24 protein-coding genes are annotated in these 24,425 nt (G+C 46.7%); 19 read left to right on the top strand and 5 right to left on the bottom strand.

All coding sequences use genetic code 11. The features are described 5' to 3' along the window. Positions 1 to 106: 106 nt before the first annotated feature. Together ACE3MZ_RS19485 and ACE3MZ_RS19480 are read left to right on the top strand one after the other, a co-directional pair. Positions 107 to 640: a HEAT repeat domain-containing protein gene (locus ACE3MZ_RS19485; RefSeq protein ID WP_411343766.1), complete on the top strand. Its 534-nt coding sequence runs from the start codon at positions 107 to 109 to the stop codon at positions 638 to 640. A 43-nt stretch (positions 641 to 683) separates the two neighbouring features. Next, positions 684 to 947 carry a NifU N-terminal domain-containing protein gene (locus tag ACE3MZ_RS19480; protein ID WP_367063360.1) on the top strand — a complete coding sequence of 88 codons (264 nt, stop codon included), beginning with the start codon at positions 684 to 686 and terminating at the stop codon, positions 945 to 947. Positions 948 to 1,026: 79 nt separating this feature from the next. Here the strand turns inward: ACE3MZ_RS19480 and ACE3MZ_RS19475 are convergent, their stop codons facing one another. Both ACE3MZ_RS19475 and ACE3MZ_RS19470 read right to left on the bottom strand, forming a co-directional pair. Then, entirely contained in the window at positions 1,027 to 1,233 is a 207-nt protein-coding gene (locus tag ACE3MZ_RS19475) for a hypothetical protein (RefSeq protein WP_411343765.1), read from the bottom strand. A 30-nt stretch (positions 1,234 to 1,263) separates the two neighbouring features. Continuing rightward, complete coding sequence (locus ACE3MZ_RS19470) at positions 1,264 to 2,112, bottom strand: hypothetical protein (protein ID WP_411343764.1); 849 nt, start codon at positions 2,110 to 2,112, stop codon at positions 1,264 to 1,266. Positions 2,113 to 2,818: 706 nt separating this feature from the next. Between ACE3MZ_RS19470 and ACE3MZ_RS19465 the strand changes: the two genes are divergently transcribed. Together ACE3MZ_RS19465 and ACE3MZ_RS19460 are read left to right on the top strand one after the other, a co-directional pair. Further along, positions 2,819 to 3,778 (top strand): MraY family glycosyltransferase, encoded by a 960-nt coding sequence (locus ACE3MZ_RS19465; protein ID WP_411343763.1) that lies wholly within the window; start codon positions 2,819 to 2,821, stop codon positions 3,776 to 3,778. A 379-nt stretch (positions 3,779 to 4,157) separates the two neighbouring features. Beyond that, complete coding sequence (locus ACE3MZ_RS19460; RefSeq protein WP_411343762.1) at positions 4,158 to 5,054, top strand: DUF4261 domain-containing protein; 897 nt, start codon at positions 4,158 to 4,160, stop codon at positions 5,052 to 5,054. A gap of 180 nt (positions 5,055 to 5,234) precedes the next feature. Here ACE3MZ_RS19460 and ACE3MZ_RS19455 read toward each other — a convergent pair whose 3' ends face one another. Continuing rightward, the gene (locus ACE3MZ_RS19455; RefSeq protein ID WP_411343761.1) at positions 5,235 to 6,740 is read right to left on the bottom strand and encodes an MFS transporter; all 1,506 of its coding nucleotides are present in this window, start codon (positions 6,738 to 6,740) and stop codon (positions 5,235 to 5,237) included. A 151-nt stretch (positions 6,741 to 6,891) separates the two neighbouring features. Between ACE3MZ_RS19455 and ACE3MZ_RS19450 the strand changes: the two genes are divergently transcribed. Then, positions 6,892 to 7,314, top strand: coding sequence for a MarR family winged helix-turn-helix transcriptional regulator (locus ACE3MZ_RS19450; RefSeq protein WP_411343760.1), 423 nt, complete (start codon positions 6,892 to 6,894; stop codon positions 7,312 to 7,314). 12 nt (positions 7,315 to 7,326) lie between these two features. Beyond that, on the top strand, positions 7,327 to 8,511 hold the full coding sequence (locus ACE3MZ_RS19445) for an MFS transporter (RefSeq protein ID WP_411343759.1): 1,185 nt from the start codon (positions 7,327 to 7,329) through the stop codon (positions 8,509 to 8,511). A gap of 76 nt (positions 8,512 to 8,587) precedes the next feature. On the opposite strand, the gene ACE3MZ_RS19440 is transcribed toward ACE3MZ_RS19445, so the two are convergent. Then, positions 8,588 to 9,148, bottom strand: a complete 561-nt coding sequence (locus ACE3MZ_RS19440; protein ID WP_411343758.1) for an NAD(P)H-dependent oxidoreductase — start codon at positions 9,146 to 9,148, stop codon at positions 8,588 to 8,590. A 113-nt stretch (positions 9,149 to 9,261) separates the two neighbouring features. Then, complete coding sequence (locus ACE3MZ_RS19435) at positions 9,262 to 9,651, bottom strand: winged helix-turn-helix transcriptional regulator (protein WP_411343757.1); 390 nt, start codon at positions 9,649 to 9,651, stop codon at positions 9,262 to 9,264. A gap of 217 nt (positions 9,652 to 9,868) precedes the next feature. Between ACE3MZ_RS19435 and ACE3MZ_RS19430 the strand changes: the two genes are divergently transcribed. From ACE3MZ_RS19430 to ACE3MZ_RS19370, 13 genes are all read left to right on the top strand, one after another. Then, positions 9,869 to 10,069, top strand: a complete 201-nt coding sequence (locus ACE3MZ_RS19430) for a helix-turn-helix domain-containing protein (protein WP_411346856.1) — start codon at positions 9,869 to 9,871, stop codon at positions 10,067 to 10,069. 135 nt (positions 10,070 to 10,204) lie between these two features. Continuing rightward, on the top strand, positions 10,205 to 11,365 hold the full coding sequence (locus ACE3MZ_RS19425; protein WP_411343756.1) for an SAF domain-containing protein: 1,161 nt from the start codon (positions 10,205 to 10,207) through the stop codon (positions 11,363 to 11,365). A 46-nt stretch (positions 11,366 to 11,411) separates the two neighbouring features. After that, on the top strand, positions 11,412 to 12,131 hold the full coding sequence (locus ACE3MZ_RS19420) for a hypothetical protein (protein ID WP_411343755.1): 720 nt from the start codon (positions 11,412 to 11,414) through the stop codon (positions 12,129 to 12,131). Beyond that, positions 12,119 to 12,949 carry a hypothetical protein gene (locus ACE3MZ_RS19415; protein WP_411343754.1) on the top strand — a complete coding sequence of 277 codons (831 nt, stop codon included), beginning with the start codon at positions 12,119 to 12,121 and terminating at the stop codon, positions 12,947 to 12,949. Before ACE3MZ_RS19420 ends, ACE3MZ_RS19415 begins: the two co-directional genes overlap by 13 nt. Before the next feature lie 6 nt (positions 12,950 to 12,955). Continuing rightward, complete coding sequence (locus tag ACE3MZ_RS19410; protein WP_411343753.1) at positions 12,956 to 14,872, top strand: ATPase, T2SS/T4P/T4SS family; 1,917 nt, start codon at positions 12,956 to 12,958, stop codon at positions 14,870 to 14,872. Then, positions 14,859 to 16,946, top strand: a complete 2,088-nt coding sequence (locus ACE3MZ_RS19405; RefSeq protein ID WP_411343752.1) for a hypothetical protein — start codon at positions 14,859 to 14,861, stop codon at positions 16,944 to 16,946. Before ACE3MZ_RS19410 ends, ACE3MZ_RS19405 begins: the two co-directional genes overlap by 14 nt. Positions 16,947 to 17,106: 160 nt before the next feature. Then, positions 17,107 to 17,589, top strand: coding sequence for an ABC transporter permease (locus tag ACE3MZ_RS19400; RefSeq protein ID WP_411343751.1), 483 nt, complete (start codon positions 17,107 to 17,109; stop codon positions 17,587 to 17,589). A gap of 67 nt (positions 17,590 to 17,656) precedes the next feature. After that, on the top strand, positions 17,657 to 17,992 hold the full coding sequence (locus tag ACE3MZ_RS19395) for a hypothetical protein (RefSeq protein WP_411343750.1): 336 nt from the start codon (positions 17,657 to 17,659) through the stop codon (positions 17,990 to 17,992). A gap of 13 nt (positions 17,993 to 18,005) precedes the next feature. Next, positions 18,006 to 18,551: a hypothetical protein gene (locus ACE3MZ_RS19390; RefSeq protein WP_411343749.1), complete on the top strand. Its 546-nt coding sequence runs from the start codon at positions 18,006 to 18,008 to the stop codon at positions 18,549 to 18,551. Next, entirely contained in the window at positions 18,538 to 19,527 is a 990-nt protein-coding gene (locus ACE3MZ_RS19385; RefSeq protein WP_411343748.1) for a hypothetical protein, read from the top strand. The genes ACE3MZ_RS19390 and ACE3MZ_RS19385 overlap by 14 nt, the downstream gene beginning before the upstream one ends. 132 nt (positions 19,528 to 19,659) lie before the next feature. Next, positions 19,660 to 20,649, top strand: coding sequence for an S-layer homology domain-containing protein (locus ACE3MZ_RS19380; protein ID WP_411343747.1), 990 nt, complete (start codon positions 19,660 to 19,662; stop codon positions 20,647 to 20,649). Between the two features lie 239 nt (positions 20,650 to 20,888). Continuing rightward, positions 20,889 to 21,122 (top strand): hypothetical protein, encoded by a 234-nt coding sequence (locus ACE3MZ_RS19375; protein ID WP_411343746.1) that lies wholly within the window; start codon positions 20,889 to 20,891, stop codon positions 21,120 to 21,122. Positions 21,123 to 21,498: 376 nt separating this feature from the next. Continuing rightward, positions 21,499 to 24,219 carry a DUF5704 domain-containing protein gene (locus tag ACE3MZ_RS19370; protein ID WP_411343745.1) on the top strand — a complete coding sequence of 907 codons (2,721 nt, stop codon included), beginning with the start codon at positions 21,499 to 21,501 and terminating at the stop codon, positions 24,217 to 24,219. Positions 24,220 to 24,425: the final 206 nt, after the last annotated feature.

Below are 24,425 nucleotides of genomic sequence, written 5' to 3'. Positions count from 1 at the left end.
ATAGGCATTTTGGTGTTCATATGCTGTAACCGTGGTAAGTATGCTAATATAGAGGCTGGAACAATGCACGCTTCATGTGATGAAGCACAGAGAGGAAATGAATATTTTGAGTAATGAATTCAATGAAGAACAACAGGAACAGGCAGTGCCTGCCCGACAATATGAACTGCCGGAAAACTATAGCCAGCTGAAAAAGGATGCGCATCGTCAGTCGGATTGGCAGCGCCGTCAAGAAGCCGCTCGCGAGCTAGGTCAATACGATCTGCCGCCGGTTATCGATCTGCTGCAACATTTGCTGCATAACGATCCTGTAACAGCGGTACGTCAGGAAGCATACGAACAGCTGCGTCAATTGGGACAGGATGTAGAACTGCCAGAGCGTCAAGGCGGCGAACTGTTCAACCACATGACCAAAACGCTGATCCGTATCAAAAAAAGTCTACCTGCTGATCACAGCTACGAGGACTTCAAAGACAAACTGAACAAAATGCGCGCCGATATCTATAACGCCTACGAAGGCGAAAAAGGCGACGAATTCGACAATTGGCTGCGCGGTCGCTGGGAAAGCCTCGATCTGACGATCAACCCGAAAAAAGACAAGCCCAAAGCCAACACTCGCAACAACAAACGCAATTCCTAATTGCCCATACAACCACTATAGGATGCAAAGGAGAATGACAATCATGGCGATTCAAATCCAAGTACAACCAACACCAAACCCAAATGCCGTAAAAATCAACGCAGACCAAACGATCTTCGAAGGTGCAGGCAGCAAATCCGTCAAAGCAGGCGACACCACTGACCACGCGCTGGCACAAGCCCTCGTCAACATCGACGGCGTAGACAACATCTTCGGCATGCGCGACTTCGTCACCGTCAGCAAACTGCCCGACGCAAGCTGGGACGACATCATGCCACAAGTTGAGAAAATCTTCGAAGAAGCGTAAGCTTCCAACCGAATCGTTCATCCAAAAAGGGACACCCGCTGATCAAGCAGGTATCCCTTTTTTTGCAAATTTATTATACTTAATCAGCACCCAGCACCCAGCACCCAGCACCCAGCACCCAGCACCCAGCACCCAGCACCCAGCACCCAGCACCCAGCACCCAGCACCCAGCACCCAGCACCCAGCACCCAGCACCCAGCACCCAGCACCCAGCACCCAGCACCCAGCACCCAGCACCCAGCACCCAGCACCCAGCACCCAGCACCCAGCACCCAGCACCCAGCACCCAGCACCCAGCAGCACAACCCTAAAACTACTACTGCCTACGCTTCATTCTAATCTTACGAGCAACCAACCATCCTGCAATTCCCACAACAACGACTCCCAGAGCAACACCACCCCAAATCCAAACCATTCCATCATTCGTATCATCGGCATTATGGTTTTCTATATCGTCTACATGTACACTAGCTCCAACCGCCCCAGACATTTCGCTAGCATCATGATTCCATCCATTCCCCGGCGCATCCTGCCAATCCGCCCGTGATTTTTCAGCGCTCCACAATCGGTGTACAAATTCCTCAAGCGTCAACGTATCAAACTGCTTCATCTCTAACAACATATTGTTTTGTATTAGCATAACCTGCTCTTGACCATCAACATCAGCAACCCATGCCTTAATCCCAGTACGCATATCATCAATCAATTTACCATCCCCATCATTACCGCTCCAAGCAATAGCATGCTGCAATGGTCGCGTAAAATTATCCTCTGAGAACCCTTCAGAAGTCGCAACCGTCGTAATCGCATCATATTTCGGCGGAGTAGACGTATAAATCAACGACTGATCCTGCCCGCGATATTGCGTCGTAAATACATACCCTGCCAGATCCAGAACCTGATTCGCAGAAATCTCCCGTTTATCCGCCTGCCCACCAAGCTTCTCAACTGCAATTCCATTCAAACTATAATACCGATACCCTTCACCCAACGTATATGTATCCTCACGAACAGAAACATGCCCTTGCACTGTTCCAGCCTGTCCCAATATGTGAAACTGCGTCTGCGAATCCCGCAACTCCCGCTCAACCTTCACCCTCACATCATCAGGAACACCGCCCGCCTCAACCATGCCAACCCAGCCCCACATCCCCAACCAACCCATTATCCCCACAACCACCCAAATCTTCCACAATCCAAGCCCCCAACCCTTTCTCCTAAACTTCCACACCAATCCCATCACCTTCCCATATACAAACTAATCCCCAACTAAATCACAAACTCAAGCAACTTCCATATTATGTATAAAAATAACAAACTAAGCATACCACCCCCAACCCCACCTTCAAAATCCTATCCCTTCAACAATCTCAACACCTTACAACAAAATCCCAACCAATCCCATACTCAAACAACTCCTTATCCAGCCAACATAATTCCCAAGCAACCTAACCAACCGAATCAACCTAATCTCTAATCCTACTACCCACCCTCTCTAGGAATTTTTTGGAGTTGTATGTTGAGGGCAGATGATGGGCAAGCACGGAACGGAGGGAAGGAAATAAGGGAAAAGGGCGACTTTGGAGATGCGGGAATCTTCATTCATTCCCAAATCCAAAAGATTCCCGCGGCTCCACCGGAGTCCCGTTCCCTTATTCCTTCCCGCAGTGAATGCTGCCCAATCACCCCCTCTCCATACACCCCTCAAAACAATTCTGACAGAAATATCAGATTTGCCATATTGCCCTCGCCCTAATTTCGCTGTATATGTAATTTAGACCTACTGACCGTGAATCAACAACATCCGTTCCGATCTCTTCATCTTCAACCACCAAGCCATGATCGTGATGTCCAATCCCAAGGAGGGAACTATGCAATATATTGCGGCTTTTATCCTGTCGTTTGTCTTCGTACTGATCACGATCCCGATGCTACGCAAATGGGCGATTACACTGGATTTTGTAGACAAGCCGCGCCCGGATAGCGAGCGCAAGCTGCACAAAGAACCAGTGCCACTTATGGCGGGGATTGCGCTATTTGGCGGATTTGTCATCTCCTACATAACATTTATGGATGCCAGTCCCGGCAAAATGGCGGCGGTGCTTGGCGGCTCGCTGCTGGTGCTCATCATCGGGCTGGTGGATGATTGGTACAAAGTCAGTCATCGCGAGTTTCCAGCTCTGCCCAAAATGCTTGTTCAACTGGCAGCAGCATTAATCGTTTATATGGCGGGCATTCAGTTTGTCGGTTTTTCCAATCCGTTTAACGGTGAGTATATTTTGTTGCCCGAATGGTTACAACTGGTGTTGACCTTGCTGTGGATTTTTGGTGTGACGACGGTTATTAATTTTAGTGATGGCATGGATGGATTGGCAGGCAGTCTGGCGACGATCTCGGCAATTACGCTATTCATCGTCGCGATGGCACAGGGGCAAAGCGGTCCCGCGATCATGGCGATTAGCTTAGTCGGTGTAGGCATCGGTTATCTGCGTTACAACAAACCACCTGCAAAAGTATATATGGGCGATTCAGGTGCGACCTTCCTCGGCTTCGTGCTGGCGATTATCGCGCTGGATGGAGCATTCAAACAGGCGACTTTGCTATCGTTGTTTGTGCCGATTCTGGCACTGGGTGTGCCGATCTTTGACAATATCTTTGTTGTGATTCGGCGCATGATGAGAGGGCAAAAGATCTATGAAGCAGATGCGACGCAAATTCATTATCGACTGCTGTCGAGTGGATTGAATCCACAGCAGGTGTTGCTGGTGCTGTGTTTGATCAGCGTCTGTCTGGGATTGTCTTCGATCATTTTGATGATGTTACCGATTTAGATAGGATGGATGTTGAGAGTTACCACGTACATGTATTAAGAACATTTACAACATATGAGCCAATCAACAACACATCAATGGATATGTAATATACACTCATTTTTTCGATCCAAGTCTGACATTCCGAAGCATGTAACGGGATGTCAGGCTTTTTTTGATGTCAGATTTTTGGATAGGTAAATGTCGAGAACGTTTGCTTTTCCATTTCCTCTTCTTGCCAAATGTTCTGAGGGAAGATAGGAAAATGCTGTCATACCTGATACACTGGAAACGAACGTTGCAATCATGATCTGCAATTGCCGGACAGCCGTAACTGCCGGATGGATGCGGATAAAAAGCATTTGACGCCATTCATTACATAATAAAGGAGCGATGCATAATGGGATTTTTTGATAAGTTTCGCCGCAAGAAACAAGAAGCGGAATCAACCACTCAACAGCAACAACGCCAGACAGAGCCGACTACGGCATCCAGTCAGCCAAGCGCATTTGGTTACGATACAGAAGCGGCATCTGCTGTACAAGTACAGTCGGATTTGCCAGAACCAGCAACGATGCTGCTTGGCTTTGCCTTGCTAAATAACGATACCTTTGATGCGGCACAGTTAGTAGAGATTATGCGCGAACACTGGGGCATCACGATTGCTGATTTACAGCCGGATGACAATATGGTGTTTGAACTGGGCGGAATGAACGTTGCGATCGCTCATATGCCAGGTCCGGTTCCCAACCGTGAAGTGGAAGAAAATTGCAAATTTAACGTACTGTGGCCGGAAGCGGAACAGGTTGTAGCCACTCATCAATCGCATGTAATTATTACCGTGATGGGCATTACAGACGTATTGCTCGGTCATGCGCTATTTACACAGTTGACCAGTAGTGTATTGCAGCTGAGCAATGCGATTGCGTATTATGCACCACCTATGGTCATGTCAGCTGAATCGTATGTGGAGAGCGCCGAGATTTTAAAAGAGCAGGAATTGCCAGTTCAACTATGGGTATTCCTCGGATTGTACAAAACCGAAGACGGCTCTGGTAGCGGTGCTTACACAGTCGGTTTGAAGAATTTTGGCAAAGACGAGCTGGAGATTATCGATTCCAAGCAGTCGATTGAAGATGTATTTGAATTTACGCTGAATATTATTAGCTATGTAGTAGGCAGCAATGTAGTACTGCACGATGGCGAAACGCTAGGTTATTCGGAAGATCAGAAGCTGTCTTTGACCAAATCGCCAGCGGTGGCGATGGAAGGCGAGAGTATCAAGATTGGATTTTAGATCGAATATGTAGTGAGTATATACAGCCAAATAAAAGCAGAAAAACCTCTGTCGAATAACAGAGGTTTTTTCGCGTAGTAAGCAATTGGATCAACGTTGCCAATGTAGTTATATATTTATATCACTAGGCTATTATGCAGAAGCTTAGTATGCCCGACACAATACCTTATAACTCTATTCTTATTTCCCGCCAGCGCTGCCTTCCGCCATCCGCTGCTGTTGCGGTTCCGCACTACCGACTTCATCCTGACGCGAACGGAGCATCCGCCAGCCAGTCAAAATGGCAGCGACCAGACAGATGATTGCCGACACGGTAAACACAACATGCATCCCGCTCAGGAAAATGTCGGGCTGTCCCGGGATCAATCCAGTCACACGCTGCCCGGCTTCGCGGCTCATGACGCCGAATAGCGTACTGGTTGCGACGGTAATTCCGACAACCATACCCACGTTACGGATCAAGGAATTGACGCTGCCAGCGATGCCAAGCTGGGTACGAGCGATACGGGACATGATCAGCGAATTGTTCGGCGATTGGAACAAGCCGCTGCCGATTCCGAGCATCGCGACCCATGTGCCGACGATTGGTAGCGGGCTACCCTGATGCAGACGCGATAGCCCGAACTGCGCGATTACCATCACGATCAACCCGACAAAGGTCAGAATTTCTGAACCGATTTTGTCCGACAGCGCGCCGCTCAGTGGTGCGATAATGACCATCATAATCGGCAACAGCATTAACAGAAAGCCCGCTTGAAACGGTGACAGATTCAAGATGCTCTGCGTATAAAATGGTGCGATAATGTTAAAGCAGAAGTTAGCAACAAACACGAGAAAGCCGCACAGAATCCCAAGCGAGAACAGCGGATTGCGGAATAGATCAAGTTGAAGCAAGGGATCGCTTTTACGTTTTTCCACCCATAAGAAGATGCCTAGCAACACGACAGCCGCAATCAGTGAACCTACGATGCGACCATCTCCGTATCCCAACTGCTGTCCAAGCAGCAATCCGGCAAATAGAAACAGGATAAAGCCAGTAAATAGCAAGGTGCCGGTAGTGTCGATTTTGGCGCCCGTTTTTACCATATCTGGCGGTAACAGCTTCAGACCAAAGATGATAGCGATAATACCGATCGGCACATTCACCCAGAAAATATATTCCCAACCTAGCGACGACAGGATGACACCACCTAGACTTGGTCCGGCAATGCTGCCGAGCGAGACGAATGTACCGACCAGACCGAGTGCTTTGCCGCGTTCGGTCGGCGGGAAAATATCCGTTACGATGCCCTGACTGTTCGCCATCGTCATGGAAGCGCCAATCGCCTGTACTACTCGTGAAATAAGCAGAAACGACAGACTATGGCTGAATCCGCATAACAGAGAACCGACGATGAAAATTGCCATACCCAGCTTGAAGATTTTGATTTTGCCGATACTGTCGCCCAGCTTCCCGAAGAACAGAATGGCGGCACAGATCGCCATCAGGTAACTCGTTGTCACCCATTCACTCTGTGCAACGGGCAAGCCCAACGTTTCGGAAATGGTCGGCAGCGCAATGTTGACGATGCTACCGTCCAGTGTAGCCATAAAAGTAAACAGATTGAGAACGATCAGAATAATCCAGCGTTTACGCTGAATATCGGGATCGTCCTGATATGTGCGCCGATTGGCGGTTTCACTCATGTCATACACCTCATTTATCTAATTAGTTGCAGGTGCAACAATGTTTGCAACCTGAGTATAATGATATTTTGTTGCGCTCGCAACTATTTTATTATAAAATTTGAATGTTTCTTGAACGACGCTTTATATTCGGTAGAGAAGGTGTACATGTATGAAAAGGGATACGATCGGCAAGCTGATCTCCTATATTAATCGTTTGAATCAGAAGCATTTAGCTCGCATGTTCAAGCCGCATGATATCGGTAGCGGTGGGCATCATAGCTACTTAAAAGCGATTTTGCAGCGTCCAGGTGTGAATCAGGATCAGCTGACCAATGATCTCAAATTTGATAAAGCAACGACGGCACGCTCGGTGCGTCAGCTGGAAGAAGCAGGCTATATTGAGCGCCGCGTCGATCCCAATGATCGCCGTGCATATTTGCTGTATCCGACAAAGCGGGCAGTTGATTTTGAACCGGTGCTGTATCAGACGCTATTAGCAGCCAATGAGCAATTGACCAGCAGTTTGACGGATGAGGAAAAAGAACAGCTGTGGCAGCTGCTCAACAAAATCTATCAAAGCAACAACACATAAGGAGTCGGTGGAATGACGCACAATAAACAGTTGACTCCGGGCTTGATCTGGACGATGGCGATTGCTGCTGGTGCCGCAGTTGCCAATTTGTATTATAATCAGCCGCTATTGGCGGATATGGCGCGTTCGTTTGGCGTATCACGCGATGAAGCGGGGTATATTTCGACGTTTACGCAGATCGGTTATGCGGTAGGAATGCTGCTGTTTGTACCATTGGGCGATATTCGGGAACGGCGCGGGCTCATCTCTATTTTGCTGGCGGTCGTTACGTTATCGCTGCTCGGTGCAGCAGTAGCTCCGTCGATTCATTGGATGTACGCAGCCAGTATGATCATTGGACTCAGCACCGTCGTACCACAGATTCTGGTGCCCTTTTCCGCACAGCTGGCATCGCCGGAACAGCGTGGCAAGGTGATCGGTATGGTGATGAGTGGCTTGTTATTCGGCATTCTGCTCGCGCGTACGATATCCGGTCTGATCGGCGGTACATGGGGATGGCGCTGGATGTACGTGCTGGCGGCGGCATTTATGTTGGTGCTGCTGATCGTGCTGCGCAGTCGGTTGCCGCGTGTAGAGCCGGAATTGAAATCGTCGTACGGTGAGCTGATGTTATCGATTACGGGCTTGATTCGCAAGTATGCTACCTTGCGTGAAGGCGCGCTGATTGGTGCGCTGAACTTTGGCGCATTTAGCGTATTCTGGACGTCGCTTAGCTTTTATTTGGAAGGTGCGCCGTATCATTATGACAGCCGCATCGCTGGGTTGTTCGGCTTGTTTGGTGTAGCGGGAGCATTAGGCGCACCGTGGGTCGGACGATTAGCGGATCGCATAGCGCCGCATTGGATTATCGGTGGTATGTTAAGTATTACGCTGCTGTCTTGGTTGTTGTTCGGCTTTGCCGGTATGTGGCTGATCGGATTGATCGTCGGTATTTTGCTGCTTGATCTGGGTGTACAGGGTGCGCAGATTTCCAATCAGACGCGCATTTATGCATTGGAAGCGGCGGCGCGGAGTCGGCTGAATACGGTGCTAATGGTTAGTACATTTATCGGCGGTGCGGTCGGTTCGTCGGTCGGCAGTTATATGTGGGAGCATGGCGGTTGGTCGGCGGTTAGTCTGTCCGGTGGTGTGATGATTGTACTGTCGCTGCTAGTATGGGGTATGGGAAGATGGAATGGGAACAAGCGTATGGCATAAGGGAGCATTCCCTTGTCATACGCTTGTTGTTTGAGCGGTAGTTGCAGAGCAGTGTTCAATGCTAATACTGCTAGCATCAGTGTAGGTATTGTACAGCTTGTGTATCAGCGTAAGGCTGCAATGCATATTCGGCATAACGCTTTGCACTATCTTCCAGCGCATCATCGCTCAAGTGCGACCCAGCAGCATACAGCACAAATGGTTCCCGATACTGCGCATTCAGATACCTCGTCGTTACTTCAAACGGACTGAGGATATGGTGGATATCATAGCGATATTTGCGATCCATCTGATAATCGCTTTCCCGACTGCCAGCGGAGATCGCCACGCTAATCGTCTTGCTGTGAAATAGCTCAATATCTGTGCCATATGCCCAATCTTCCAAAAATACTTCATCCAGCCATTGCTTGAGCAGCGGCGGACTGCTGAACCAGTACAGTGGAAACTGTAATATTATGCGGTCGTGTTGTTCTAATAACGTCTGTTCACGAGCAATATCCAGCTTGCTATCAGGATATTGCTCATATAGATTATGAATAGTCAGCCGGTCGGAGTACTGTTCCAACTCTTGCAACCAGCGTTTATTGATACGGGATTCATGCAGGTTCGGATGGGCGACAACGATCAATGTTTTCATAAAGGAAATTCCTCCTGTACGTATTGTTATAGTGTGTGAAGCTGTAACGCCATTGTAGAGGGAAGTCCATGCTCTGTTAAGTAGGCACTTTCAAGTACCTACCCTATCACATATTATTGATCCTTGGTCGGTGATGGATGATCGTCCAGAAAATATTCATCCAGCATCAGATGCTTGTCGCCGTAGACACGCTCCAGATGATTCTCACCCCAGTGGCAAAAGAAGTCCAGCACTTCAATCAGACTCTCGCCATATGCGCTCAAACTATACTCCACTCGTGGCGGAACCTCGCCATAATCATGACGAATGACTACGTCGTCACGCTCCAATTCGCGCAGCTGCTGAGTAAGCATTTTCTGGCTGATATTCGGGATCAGCCGTTTCAATTCGTTGTATCGTTTCTCACCTTCGGTCAAATGGTACAGAATGACACTTTTCCATTTGCCACCGATGATTTCCAGTGTGACTTCTACGCCGATGCGGTATTTTTTCGGTTGCTCCATCGTTGTCCTCCTTGGTCTATGTAAAGGTATGATGGCGAGAGAACTACCATCTTTTACAAAAAAGCGATTGACATAGTACGAAAGGATCATATAATATGGCTGTATAAATAAACAACACCTACTCAGTATAAGCGAAGCACGCTTAATGTCTTAGGACATTTTGCGTGCTTTTTTTGTTGTCCATTTTGCGGAAAGGAGCCCACCATCATTGGAAATCATGCTAAACGAAGCGGAGCGATTGATCTTTGCACGTAAACGACAAAAGCTGTCTCAAGGCGAGCTGGCACGCCATATCGGTTCGTATCAGACACGTATTAGCCGTCTGGAAAATGCACAAAGCCAACCGACTGAGCATGAAAAGCAGTTGATCCAGCAAGTACTGAATACGCCGATCTGGTCGATCACAGACAGGGAATGAAAGCAATGCAAAGCAATCCTGAGTACATCCAAGCAAGCCCATACCAATAATGAGTAAATAGTAGATCCAACATCAGCATTAACACCAATATATCAAAACAGATCGAAACCAGCTTTGCGTAAGGAGTGTTAGCACGTGTCCATTATTCGTTTTCGGATGAAAAATAAGATTTACGCCGGTCTCATCGGCGGTCTGATCGTGGCGATTGTATCGTCGCTAGGATACATATTTCTCATCAATTACCAATCCAAGCAGTTAAAAGCCGTCAAAGCCCAGTATGAAGTCGAACTGCTGCAAACGCAACAAGCACTGGAAGAACAGCAAGCCGTATCTAGCAAAATCGTGGTGACAACCGGTGAACTGAAAGCTGGGGATACCATCAGCAGCAAGCAAATTACGACCGCCTTTGTATCCAAACAAGGCGCACCAAGTAATGCACTGACCGATCCGAAGCAGTTGATCGGCAAAGTAATGAAGATTGATACCAGCAAAGGAACAGCGCTAACTCCTGCGATGGTGTACGCCGAAGGTGCTACACCGAACGATCTGCGGATTCGCGAGTATAACGTACTGCAATTGCCAAGCCGTTTGCAAAAAGGCGATTACGTCGATGTACGGATTGGTTTTCCGAACGGTAACGACTACATCGTATTATCCAAGAAAAAGGTTCAAGACCTGTCCGGCACCAATGTCTGGTACAACATCAACGAATCCGAATTGCTCGTTATGAGTAGCGCGATTGTCGATGCGTATTTGCAAGGTGCGAAGCTGTACGCTATCTCTTACGCCGATCCATACATGCAGGACAAAGCAATTCCTAACTATCCGGCGAATACAGATGTTATCAATCTGATCCAGTCCGATCCGAATGTATTGGAAAAAGCGACCTTGCAATTGAGCAAAGCAGCACGTACTACACTGGATGAGAGCCTGAGCCGTATGAGTGAAGCCGACAAAGCCAAGGCGTCCAGTGCTTCTATGAACAACAGCACATCTGCTTATTCAACAACTGATCTGTCTATCGATGACGCAACAAGTTCTACATCAAGTGATTCTTTGACTTCGCAGACGCCAACGCTGCAATCTGAGCCAGCGGTGTCTGCTGTACCGGAGACCGACCCGTCTGCCACGCCGTCATCACAGCAGCCAATCGTGACACCGATTCAGCAGGATTCAACGTCTGTTTCATCCACGACAGGCACAACGGATGCTTCATCCGATGCAAGTGCAGGCAATTCGTCATCATCAGCCGATCAAAAAGCGAACGATGTATTCGAACAGCCATTAATCAAATAGTATATGCTGCACCACCTATATTCTGTATTTCGCAAGGAGGATTACTATGAATTACACGTTATTTCTCGGTTCAGCCGACATTAGCGATCTGCTGATCTATCTGAGCAAATTTCTGCAAACCGCAGGTCGGCGGGTATTGCTGGTCGATGCGAGCAGTGAAGGGTTTATCCGCTATAACACACCGATTCTTGCTACCGAAGCTGGTGTATCCCAGTACGATGAATTTGATATCGGGTATGATTTTACTGCATTTGGTGATATGAAGCTTCAATTGGATCAGGAGCAGCAGTACGATCAGGTATTGGTCTTTTGCTCTCAGCCTGATTTTATAACTGAATCCGATTTACTGAGCTTCAAACAACGGTTTGTCGTCATTTCACCAGAACGTCGTTCTTTGGGAAAGGCGATTGAGCTGATGAGCCTGCTGCTGCACGGACGAGATAGCAGACAGCCGCGTATTCCGTTTGGACGATTGTTTGTAAATCAGTTAGATAGCGGATTGGCAGAGGATTATATCGAGAAAATGCTGGATTTATTACCAGTCATTTTTGAAGAACAGGCATTCACGATTCCCTTCGATGAGATGGATTATATGCAGAAAATTATGAATCAGAACAGTAATACGATCAGCATCAAACGCATCTCGCGTCCACTACGCAGTACGATTCAGCAGATGGCAGGCAATGTGTGCGAGCTGGATCAACAGCAGTTGAAAGTATACGCCAAAAAAATGTCACGGAGGAATCAGCCGGTATGGGGAATGTAATTGCTTACTGGGGAGCGCGTGCCGGGCAGACAGGGAGTTCTTCCAATCTGGTATCCTCGGCGGCAGTGCTGGCGATGGATTATGTAAGCCGGATTCTGGTTGGGCATACGCAATATGGAGGTTCGCTGGTCGAAGACGCGTTTCGCCGTCAACAGCGCTCCTTTGATGAGATGGCGCTTCGGTATTCGCAGCTTGGCATGGATTCGCTAGAGATGCTGGCACGCTCCGGTCAACTGACGCCAGCGATGATGAAAGATTATACGATGCCTGTATTCAGCGAATCGCTTGATCTGCTGCCCGGTACGAACAAGCCGGATCGACATATGTTACTGTCGATGCACGAAGTAGCAGGTACGATCTGTGAAACGGCACGCAGTGCGTACGATCTGACGCTGTTCGATATTGGCAGTGGCGAGGTTGATCCATTGATGGAAGCTGTACTTGATAGCGCGAATCTGGTCGTCATTTCACTCAGTCAGAATCTGAGTATGCTGCGTCAATTTTTCCATCATCCACCAGCATGGCTGCATGACAAGAAGGTTGTACTGGTCATTGGTCAGTATGATAGCAGTTCAAGACTAACAGCTGCCAATATCCGCCGATTGTTCAAAATCAAAGCACCTTTGTTTACGATTCCACACAATAGCGGGTATATGGATGCTTGCAACGAGCAGCGAGTGGTTGAGTTTTTCTTGAAACGCAAGCATGTGCACCATGACCAGCCGGACTATGGATTGCTACATGACATACGCAAACTGAACCGCGGCATCTTCGATGCGCTGGCAGTGGATCACCATATGTTTGCAAAGGAGGCGTAAAGCGATATGGCTAGCCTCGATATAGCATTGCTGATCAACCGTGCCTGTATTGGTCTGATTGTACTAATCTTGTTCGTGCTCGCTTATTTCAAGCTGGCATACAAAGGCAGTGCAAATGATAAAAAAGACCGTCAGAGCAGCAAATATACGTTGCCGACGATGATTGATTATGTCAAAGCCGCACTGAACGAAATGACCTCATCGTCGCTGGACGATCTTGGATTGTCCGAAGAGGAATATACACGACGGCTTAACCAGCGTGCAACGCTGATCAAGTCGCTCAAAGACTGTACGCATGGTGATCTGAACGCCAAAACATTTGTTAAAAGCACGATCTATGATCTGCTGCTCAAAACGTACGAATTGACGGAGGACAATCTGGATAAAGTTATTCCATTTCAACATGCGATGGCACTGAGCAGTCAGGAGAAGTTCGATATTTTGCTGTATCAGTACAAAATGATGCACGGTTTGAACGGTTTGTCGCGATTGCTGGAAGATTATTCGTTGGCAGGATTGAAATACGATCCACAATCCGGCGGCTCCGGTTCGTACATGATCACGGCTGATGAAATTAACCGTGTATACGATGATTTCCCCGGTATGCTGGGCTTTGAAGACAAGCTGTATATTGTTGTACAGCGCATTTACCAGACATTCAAAGGCTTCAGTGTCATTGATGAAATCCGTGATATGAAGATCGATGGTGTCAGTGGTGGGGTGTCCGGTGTTCCAGTCAATCAGGTGGAATACGATGATGACTTTTACGATTTTACCTCGGCGATCAATGAGCGGAAGATTCCGTTCAGCCATGATAGTGTGTGGATCTTTTACCGAGGGAAAAGTGTGCATTTGGAGTTTCTGTCGTTTGGCACCGAAGCCGAATTGAAGCGCGTATGCCAGAACATTTACCGATATAACAATCCCGGTCAATTGTCCGAAGCGAATGGATTCAAAGTGAACGAAATGAAGGACGGCAGCCGAATTGTAGTCGTGCGTCCAAGCTTCTCGGAATCATGGGCGTTTTTCGTCCGCAAATTTGATCCCGCTTCGGCGACATTGGATCAGCTCATTACTGACAACATCGCCAACCATGATATGGTCAAATCGCTACTCATCTACCTGATGAAAGGCGGGCGTATTGTAGCGATTACAGGTGCGCAAGGTTCCGGTAAAACGACGCTGTTGATGGCGCTTGTCGCTCATATTAACGAAACGTTCACATTGCGGATTCAGGAGATGTCGTTCGAGCTGCATCTGCGTAAAATTTACAACAAACGCAATATTTTGACCTTTAAAGAAACCGAAACGGTATCCGGTCAAGCCGGGCTGGATGTGCAAAAGAAAACCGATGGTACTGTTAACATTCTCGGTGAGGTAGCGACGGACGAGGTCGCTGCATGGATGATCCAGATGGCGCAGGTCGCAAGCTTGTTCACCATCTTCACCCACCACGCCAAAACGTTCCGCGATCTGGTGTACTCGCTGCGTAATGCACTGCTCAAGCAAAATATTTTCAGTAATGAGAAAACCGCCGAAGAACAGGTCGTGCGCGTGCTGAACTTTGATGTGCATTTGCGCCGTGATCCAGATGGTTCGCGTTATATTGAGCGGATTACCGAATGTATCATTGTTGATCAGGAGCAGGACTATCCGACCAGCTTCAAAACTGCCAAGCGTTCCGACGAGCGCTTTACAGCGATGATGGAGAGTATGACTGAATACTTCCAGCGCTCGACCAATCGCAAAGTGGGCGAGGGACGCAACATTATCGAATATCAGAATGGACGTTATGTGGCGGTGCATCCGATTTCGGACTATAACCGACAGCAGATGCTGACGATGATGGAGCCTGCCGATCAGCTCCGATTCCAACAATTTATGGCGGAGAACTGGGGTGGCATAACCGTTGACGCTTCTTAATGTACTGATCTATGTACTGATTGGTTCAGCATTTGGCTTTGTGGTGCTGCTTGCGGCGTTCAAGTTTGTCCAGCGCCGTAATATGCAAAATGGCAATGCCGATTTGTATCGCACCTATGCCGATTATATCGGCTCCGGCAAATCCAGACGTATCCGGCAGTATAACCGATTTTTACAAGATTCGTATCATGCGTATATGCGTGTGCCGCTACTGCGCCATTACATTATGCGGGTACGCAAACGGCTGCAAAGTATTCACTCTTACGATGAATTCTCTATGCGCCGCGAGACGATGAAGATCGTATTTGCGACACTGGCGATCCTGTCCACCTTCGTTCTAATGCTGCTGTTTATGAACAAAGATATGACTTTTATGTTCATGATTGCACTGACAGCGCTGGTGATGAACGGCATGCTGATCGATACGTTTGTGAATCGGGTAGAAAATCGCCTGCTCATCCAGCTTAAATCAGTCATGGACGATGTGCGGCACAGTTATCAGCAGCACGGCATGATCGAAGAAGCGCTGCATGATGCAGCAGAATCGTCGACCCACGAAGCTTCACTGCATGCGCGCAAGGTGCACGATATTCTGGTTGCGCCTGAGCCCGAAAAGCTGCTGCAACATTATTATCAAGCAGCGCCGAACCGCTTTCTCAAGGCATTTGCTGGAATTACCTATCTGGTAAAGGAATTTGGCGACAAAACGGTCAAGGACGGTTCGCTGTATCTTAGCAATATGGGCAAGCTAACTAACGAAATCAATCTGGAACTGCTCAAGCGTACAAAGCTCAGTTATTTGTTAAAAGGGCTGACGGCGATCTGCATCGCTCCAATTTTGTTCACCAAACCGATTGAAGTATGGGCAAAAAATAACTTTCCCGTGATGGAGCAATTTTACGACAGCAAATTTGGCTTCTTTTTCAAAATCATTATCTTTGCAGTCATTCTGCTATCGTACATTTTGCTCAAAAAATTGCAGGATCAGCAAGAGGGATTGTATCAGGCAAAGGTGCGCAAAATTCTGTGGGAGCAAAAGCTGCTATCTTTGACACCGATCGAGTGGATCGTAAATCGTTTCCTACCTGCACCGCGTACAACGGCACGCTATCGTATCACGACGCTGATCAAGGATGCCAATGCGGGAACGCCGCTGGAATGGCATTATTTGCACCGGATATTGCTCGCTGTTGCACTATTCGCAGTGATGATGATGTCATTGCAAACGATGCATTCCATTACGGTACATAACATCTTGCAAGCACCAACTCAGAATGGCACGATGTTCGGTCAATTATCGGATGCAGAGATGGACAAGGCGCGGCAAACAACCGCTTTTGATACGAGTGTTATTACACAGCTACAACAGATGCAGCCAGAGCAGACGGAAGATCGACTGATGGAACTGCTGTATGCCAATCCAGAGCTGGCAGGCAATAGCTCGCAAATGCTAACAACAACACAACGTATCGAAGACAAGCTACATGTACTGCAAAATGAATATTTTAAATGGTACGAGTTATTGTTGGCAGCGGCAATTGCTTATGGCGGCTATCTGCTTCCATACGCGATGCTGCTATTTCAGAAAAAAGTCCGTTATATCGATATGCAAAATGAAGTCGATCAATTCCATACGATTCTCGCCATGCTCTGCCAGATTGACCGTATGTCGGTTGATATGATGCTGGAGTGGATGGAGCGATTCTCGACCATTTTCCGTGAACCGCTACACAAGGCGGTGCTGGATTTTGAAAGTGGGGCGGAGCAGGCGTTGGAAGTGCTGAAGCAGGATGCGCCGTTTGTACCATTATCCCGCACAATTGATAAGCTCATTTTGTCAGTAGAGCGTATTCCGATCAAGGAAGCATTCGACGATCTGGACAATGAGCGCAATTACAATTTTGAGAAGCGTAAGCAGGATTATGAACGCATGATCGATACGAAGTCCGAATGGGGACGTATCATCGGGTTTGCGCCGATGACGGTACTGACTTTTATGTATCTGGTACTGCCATTTATTTATATGAGCTTCCAGCAGATGAGCGCATATTACCAGCAATTGAATCAACTATGACGAATGAATGGCAAAGAATGAACAGCAAGAAATGAACTGTCAGGAATAGATTGTGAAGAATCATCCATCAGCTCTATCGTACACATATCAATCAGCTTATCGTTTTATAAAGTTTTACTAGCACGTATTTCATCCCAATTCAATTTAAAGGAGTTAAACCATGAATAACGCATCAGCCGCTTTGAAAGTAGCCGCAGGACTGTTCCTGACGATCGCCCTTATCACTATCGTTGTTGTGCTGTTTATTAGCGCACAGGAAGCAACAAAAACTGCTCAAAATAACTTTTCCGGTATTCAGAAGGAACTGGATCAGACGCAATATGCAGTGTATGACAATACGAATATTTCCGGTAGTCAAGTCATCTCCTCGCTGCGTAAGTTTCAGGATCAGGAATCGTTCGGCATTCAAGTGCTGACTGGTAAAAATCCATCCGGTACTTGGTATTTCCATCAGGTGAATACGACAGCATCCGCAGATAGCACCGATTACGGTACGGTCAGCACTGATAAAGCTGGCGGAACATTTGCAGATGCACTGGCACAATCGTCCGGTAACTATATCAATCCAACAGGTACATTCAAAAGCCAAATCATCCGCGACCGCAGTAATGTCGTACGCGCTTTGATTTTCAAACAGAATTAATCCGGGCATATCTATGATGGGCTTAGGAGAACATGCTAAATCGGCATTGTGGCTAGGGGCAGGCATATTGATTTTCATTATGTGCTTGTCTGCCGGTTCGTCATTATTCCGCACAACCGCCAACATAAATGCTCAAACGTATGCGTTAACGTCAACGACCGATCGGAATCAACAGTCTACATTGAAGATACAACAGCGTGAGACTGCCAGCGGAGCCGAGGTGCGCCAGAGTATTCATATGATCCATGATATCGGTGTCGATATTGAGGTGGATGGAATCCGGTATAGCAAGGAATTGGAACCAGACGATGTGGATGTATCCGGTATTGATCTGAACCGCGATTATGCCCCGATCTATGTGCGGGATACGTCCGGTAATCTGGTATTATTGCAATATCACTGAAGGAGGGACGATCATGAGCAATGCCATTTTAAAAATATTCGCAGCGCTGCTGGCGGTGCTGCTGATGGGCATCTGGCCGATCTATACCGCCTACAGCTCGCAGGATAGCAATTCCCAGATTATCGTGCTGAATACCGTGACCAAATTCGTAGACAGCGTACGGGATAAAGGATATATTACGCCGGAGATGTATCAGCAGTTTGAAGATCAATTGTATCTAACCGGCAATACGTATGATGTTCAGATGGAGCATCAGCATAAGCGCTATGATCCCGTGTACAACGACGACGGTTCGTTTCAGGACAGTTATCAGGTGAATGAAGAAGGATATTACAACAGTCAGATCCGGGCAAAGTTATTTCCAGCTGGCAACGACAATATGCATGATCCCGCACGGATGTACAAATTAGCGGCAGGGGATTATTTTAGCGTCACCGTCAAAAACACCAATCGCACCATGGCAACTCTGCTGGGCGATCTGTTGTTCAATGGTGGCAGTGCTCCTAATGAGAAGATTGTCATTCCGTACGGAGGCATGGTACTGAATGAAGATTACTAACTGGGCGATTTTCTTCGTACTGATTCTACTATTTGTATTCGTCAAAAACGCTTTGGATCAGGAGGATAATCGCAACAATCTACAACTGCAAGTTCGCTACAACCGTGCGGTCGATACCGCGACGCAGGATGCTGCACAGGCACTGCTGACCAATGCCAGTCAGCCGCAAGAAAGCCAGTACCAATCAGCCAAAAATGTCCGCATTAACAAAGAAGAGGCAGCAGATACGTTTTTTCATACGATGTATTTGAATTTTGGCGTCAGTCACGATCCTGTTGGTCAGCAGGTGTTGAATGGATATATTCCTGCGCTACTGGTGATCGGGTACGACGGATATTATGTGTATCAGTTTGAAGCATATCGCAATGCTGCCGGAGAGACAGAGATGCGCCATGTATGGAGTCCCAAAAAGCCGTATGCGTATGAAGATCAGGATCATAACACCTACAACTTTACGCTGGACGACTATGTAACCGTGAATCGTGCTGTGGATGGCAAATGGCTGGAAGGATTCCGCCGAGATCTACAGGGAGATAGCGGGATTCCATTTTTGCAGGATGAAGCTTCTTATGATGCTGCAAGACGTACCACCATCGTGAATACAATCCAAAATGATCTCAGTGCAACGATTAACCGTTATAATATGCTGTCCAAGCAATACGGCGTCTCGTATACCTTTACCGTGCCTTATATCGATCAGGAACAGTGGAACAATACGATCGACGATGCCGGTGTGCTTGCTTTTGTGCAGGGGATTCCGTTAGGGAACGCGTATTACAACAATTACGCACTTGGCGGCGCACGTATTATGAAGCAGGACATGTATCAGGGCATTGTCGCGAATGGACGCAAATATTACTATTCCACCAGCTCCTGTACGTCGGATTATACAGCAGAAGAATTGTTTACTTCTCCCAAAGAAGCAGCGCGCAAAGGCTATCAACCGCTCAATTGCACAATCGGCTATCAAAAGTAGGGCTTTCGACCGATAAAAAGCAAGAAAAGATGCCAGAATTGGTGTATATTGAGAACTGACACTACATTGCTAACTGAGTATCTACATAAGATAGCAAGCAAAGCCATACTATTCATGCAGGGGGATTTCGAAATGAAGATAAGATTTGAGGGTACAACAAGAGTAATGAAGAAAACCGTGTTTACCGTACTGGCGGCGTCCATGCTCATGCTGAGCAGTCCAACTGAACACCATTCCAGCGCAGCAGCAGCCAGCTTCAAGGATGTTCCATCCTCGCACTGGGCAAAAACCGCTATCGATCAAGCTGTATCCAAAGGATATTTTAAAGGGTATGCGGACGGAACATTCAAACCCAGCGCATCTGTGACACGCGCAGAATTCGCCGTATTGCTGGATCGTGTATCAACGAACCAAGCGGATGGCACCAGCGCTTCGTTCTCTGATGTGAGTGGAAATTGGAGTGAAAGTAGTGTGAAAAGCGCATCCGCCAAAGGCTTTATCACATCTGCCGATTACGCGAACGGATTCAAACCATCCACGCCAATTACGCGTAAAGAAATGGCCAAATGGATGTCCTCTGGATTGGCAGCTGAATCGGATAATTACAAGCAGGCACTGAGTGATACGGCGGATACCGTCGTGCCAGTAGCGGAGTATTTTAAAAAGACGATGAGCAAGAGTGATCTGCCATATGTATCGGTAGTAATCGGAACCGGATTAATGGGCGGTTACGCCGACGGAACCTTCGGCCCAGCAAAGACCACAACCCGCGCCGAAGCGGCTGTGATTTTGATGCGATTGGCAGACGTTCAGTCAAAGAAGGCAGATTCGTTTTCAGACTTGAATGAGTTGCGCGAGGTAGGGACGACTGGGACGAATCTTAATTTGTTAACTCCTTATAAAATCAATAAAGATGATTTTAAAAATGTTCAAGGAAAAAAAATGAAGTTTAAAAACGCTTCAGGCAGTATGTCTTTAAATTATTATATCGTTGTTGATGCGCGAGATTGGCAAAATAAAAAGAGTATATATGCTCCTGTATTTTTAGCAAACGATGAAAAGTTTCCAACCGAAGATTCGGTTATAGAGTTTACGAAAATCAAACTATATATCCTTCAATAGATAAATTTAGTTTTGATCATTATATGACAGGAAGTCTAAGTAGAATAGCAATTGGTATGCCTATTCGGAATGAGCTACCTGAAAAGTATGGTTATAGTACTTTGCCTAATGGAACAAAATATGGTTTCTCAAATGGTATGAATATTTGGGTTAGTAACGTAATTATGATTAAAAGTCCTAGTGCAACATATATAACTAATGATGGATCTCGTTTTTCTATTAATTAAGGTAGGTTGCTTATGAAAAAAAATATTGTTTTTTTGTTGGTATTAATTCTTTTATCAAGTTTAATTTTTTCACAGTATCTAAGTACTGTAAACGCAGAAGAACAGAATGAACAAGAAAGTAAGGGATATCCAAGTAACATTAGTATTACACCAAAAGAACCTAGTAAAATACAAACAATGAAAATTCCTTTAACCGGTCAAAGTCAACCTATACCGAAAGTAATGTGGGTACAAACAGATATATGATATTTGGAAAGCATCAAGAAATGACGGTTATGATAATTACGAAACTAGTACACATGGAAAAGGAAATAACGCTTTTCCTGTTGCAAAAGAAGTGAGAAATAAAATAACAGCTGATCAATATCCACCGGATTCAATGCAAGATAAAAACAATAAACCTTACAAGCAAGCATTTATTAGTGATCTTAGATTTGATAAAATTATTCCTCTGTTGTCTCTTAGTTATGATTATCAAAGTGCTCGAGTTGAATATACTAAAGGGGATATGTTTGCAATTATTTACCTTACAACTGGATATCCCTTTTCATCTACTTTAGATTATCAATATGATATTAGAGCTGATGGGCAACCAAAAAGAATTGCAGAGTACTATACTCCATTGCAGATTGATTACACAGGATATGTCACCGAAAAAAAAGAAATCCAAGTTACCGAAGATGCTGAGCTGCAAGTGAGTGACACTACGCAGCTCGCAGCTGAGGTACGTACCAAAACATACGACATGCAAGATTTCGACGACAACTGGACAAGTGTCACTAACCGAACACAAACTACTTGGGAGTCTTCGGACACTTCAGTTGCTACAGTAAGTCCTACCGGTCTTGTCACCGCTCTTGCAGAAGGAACAACGCAGGTTTCCGCTACATGGAAGTCCGCAGATGGTGTCTGGAACCTCAAAGACACCGTCGAAATCGCAGTCGGAGTGGATCAGCAAGAGCCTCCACCTGAACCAACTGGTATCTGTTCCATCCCACAACCTGGCAAGCAGATCATCGGCAAATACATGGACCCGCTAGCAACGGCTGTGATCAAAGCAGATAAACGCGATTCCGAACAGTTTAACGTTTCCAAAGGCATCCCTACTAGCGAGAGTCTATACGGTAATGTACTCGCACGCACGTATCTGTCCAAGCATACATTCACCGAATATTCCGGCGTCTGTACATACAAAGTCGTTGTCAAACGAACCTACAATCTCAAATGGGAAAATAATGCCGGACGCACCAAACGAGCGATTGAAACGAAAAACTATAGCTACGACGTCAAACGTCCTTACTCCTACTGGAAAATCGACAATCTGGAAGTATACAAAATCGATCAGGCGACCTTGATGAATTATGCGTTCTCAGGTGAAACAATAGAAATTTCACCTAACAACTACGTATCACCATCTTTTTCTGCGAAAACGACAGGTGCTTACGATGCGCCACCAACACCTAGCGTTATCAATGGCGGTAACAAATCATTGACCGGCAACAAAAGTCGTCCTAGCATCCCGAATGAATCGAGTTCATTCAGAAACAAAGCCGAAAACGCTGTGGATGATGTGGAAGTAGAAAACGACTATCTAAAATTCAACAACGATATACTCATGGATAATACCAAAACAGCCGTAAACGGTACCGATCCCCAACCGATTCCAGAACCGCAAATGATCGGCAAAAATATTCTATACAGCACCGGCAACACGGTTCCAACTAGCAAAACGAACCGCTCCAACACCACCAGCAAAGGCAGCATCGACTACATCGTGATGCCGGGCAATATCAAGGGCGGTGCCAACGCTTCCTACGATATTTACGGCATTAATACAGTCACCGTGCATACGCCAGTAGTGAACTATTCCAGCATTTCCGACGACAAGCAGCATAACCAGAAGACACAGCCGACAACCGGACGGATGGCACTCATTTTGGATCGTCCGTTCACGGTTCGCATTCCGACAAATGGACAACATGTCAATTACCCTGGCTATGGTAATCGAGATTATGCAAAATATGTAAAAGCCAAGCAGGTGCTGTTTCCGTTCGATGTGTACAGCAAGGATAGGACTACGTTTTATCCAAAAAACACATGGATTAACGTACCGGTCAGCCAACTGGATACGGTATTCAACCTGCCAGTCTGGATTGACGAAGGCAATTACACGGTATCGTTCCGTACTATCGCTGAAAATGCACCTGCCAGCTTTACCGCTCAGCAAGATGCCAATACCGACCTGACCAACCATGTTGCCAAGGATACAGTAGAGGTTGAGGTGATTGGTCGGATGTACGATTTCCGAGTGACCGATATTGCTGACTTTAACTGGGAACAAGTATTTCGCAAGGCAACTGGCAGCAATGCCTCGACTGGTGCGGCTTACTGGGTCGGCACTGGTAATATCGACGGCGTAGCGCGTGGAAACCAAGCCCCGTACACACTTCCGATTATGCGTGGTAGTCATCCGTCACAGGGCTACAAAAATGTAGCTGTCAAAACAGGCTACCATTTCAAATTCGACCTGAAAACGAAAGGCAATCTATTTGGTGACAAGGATGCAATTCGGATTACGCCTTCGTTTGTGTATCAAGACAAAGATACAGCTACTGCACCCAAACGAATACCAGTCGATCTGTATTACCATTCTGACCAGCGAAAATTCATCAAAATCGGTTCGTCGGCGGACACGGAGCGTCGTACGGTTACGTTGAATCAGCGGCTGCGCAATGTACCGACTGCTGACTTGAACCGTACAGCAGCTACCATTTACGAGCTAAATCAAGGCTGGACTGTGAGCAAGGAGCAGTATATCGCAAGCTTTTTGAAGCGAGCACAACAAACGACGTATACTGGTGGCTATGATATTCAGATTCTGCCATCGCCGCTGCGTACGTTCATCTCTTCGGCAGAACGACCGGACAATGCTTCGGCGTCTCAGGCACGAGTGAATGCAAGTGTACAGCAGTGGTACGGCGAGTATAGTCTGCCTGCCAATGTGTACGCTGTACCGCAGGGAACCAATCTGGCGGAATACGGACGTACCCATACACTGGATGAGAAAGCACCGATCTTTTTGAAGCAGGGCTATATTACCGTCAATTTTGATCTGGAGTCGATTGTCAACGGCAATACGAGTCAGCCGCATCTGCAATACATTCATGCACCGCTAGATAATCAATGGTGGGACATGGAGCAATTCGACAATACAGATGGCGAGCGTGACCGCATCGTGACTGATCCGTACAACGTAAAATATGTTGTAGCCGATGGGGATGTTATATTCTACGATACAGATGAATCGTCATATAGCGATTTCAAATCATCCGGCACTCATTGATGAAGATCGGAAACAGTCATAGCTGTGTCTTCACCATGAGACAGAATCGTTCATTTTCCAAATGTGTCTCCATAGCGACATATGACGTTTTATTCTCAAGATGTGCTTCCATAGCGATATAGGATTTTTCATTTTTTAAATGTCCTGTTTATAAGCACTACTATTGAAGTGCCATCTACAAAATAATAAGAAGTGTTGTAACCGAG

It is taken from the genome of Paenibacillus sp. WLX1005, from assembly GCF_046603685.1.
Lineage (GTDB): Bacteria > Bacillota > Bacilli > Paenibacillales > Paenibacillaceae > Saccharibacillus.
This window is presented reverse-complemented; position numbering and strand designations above follow the sequence as displayed.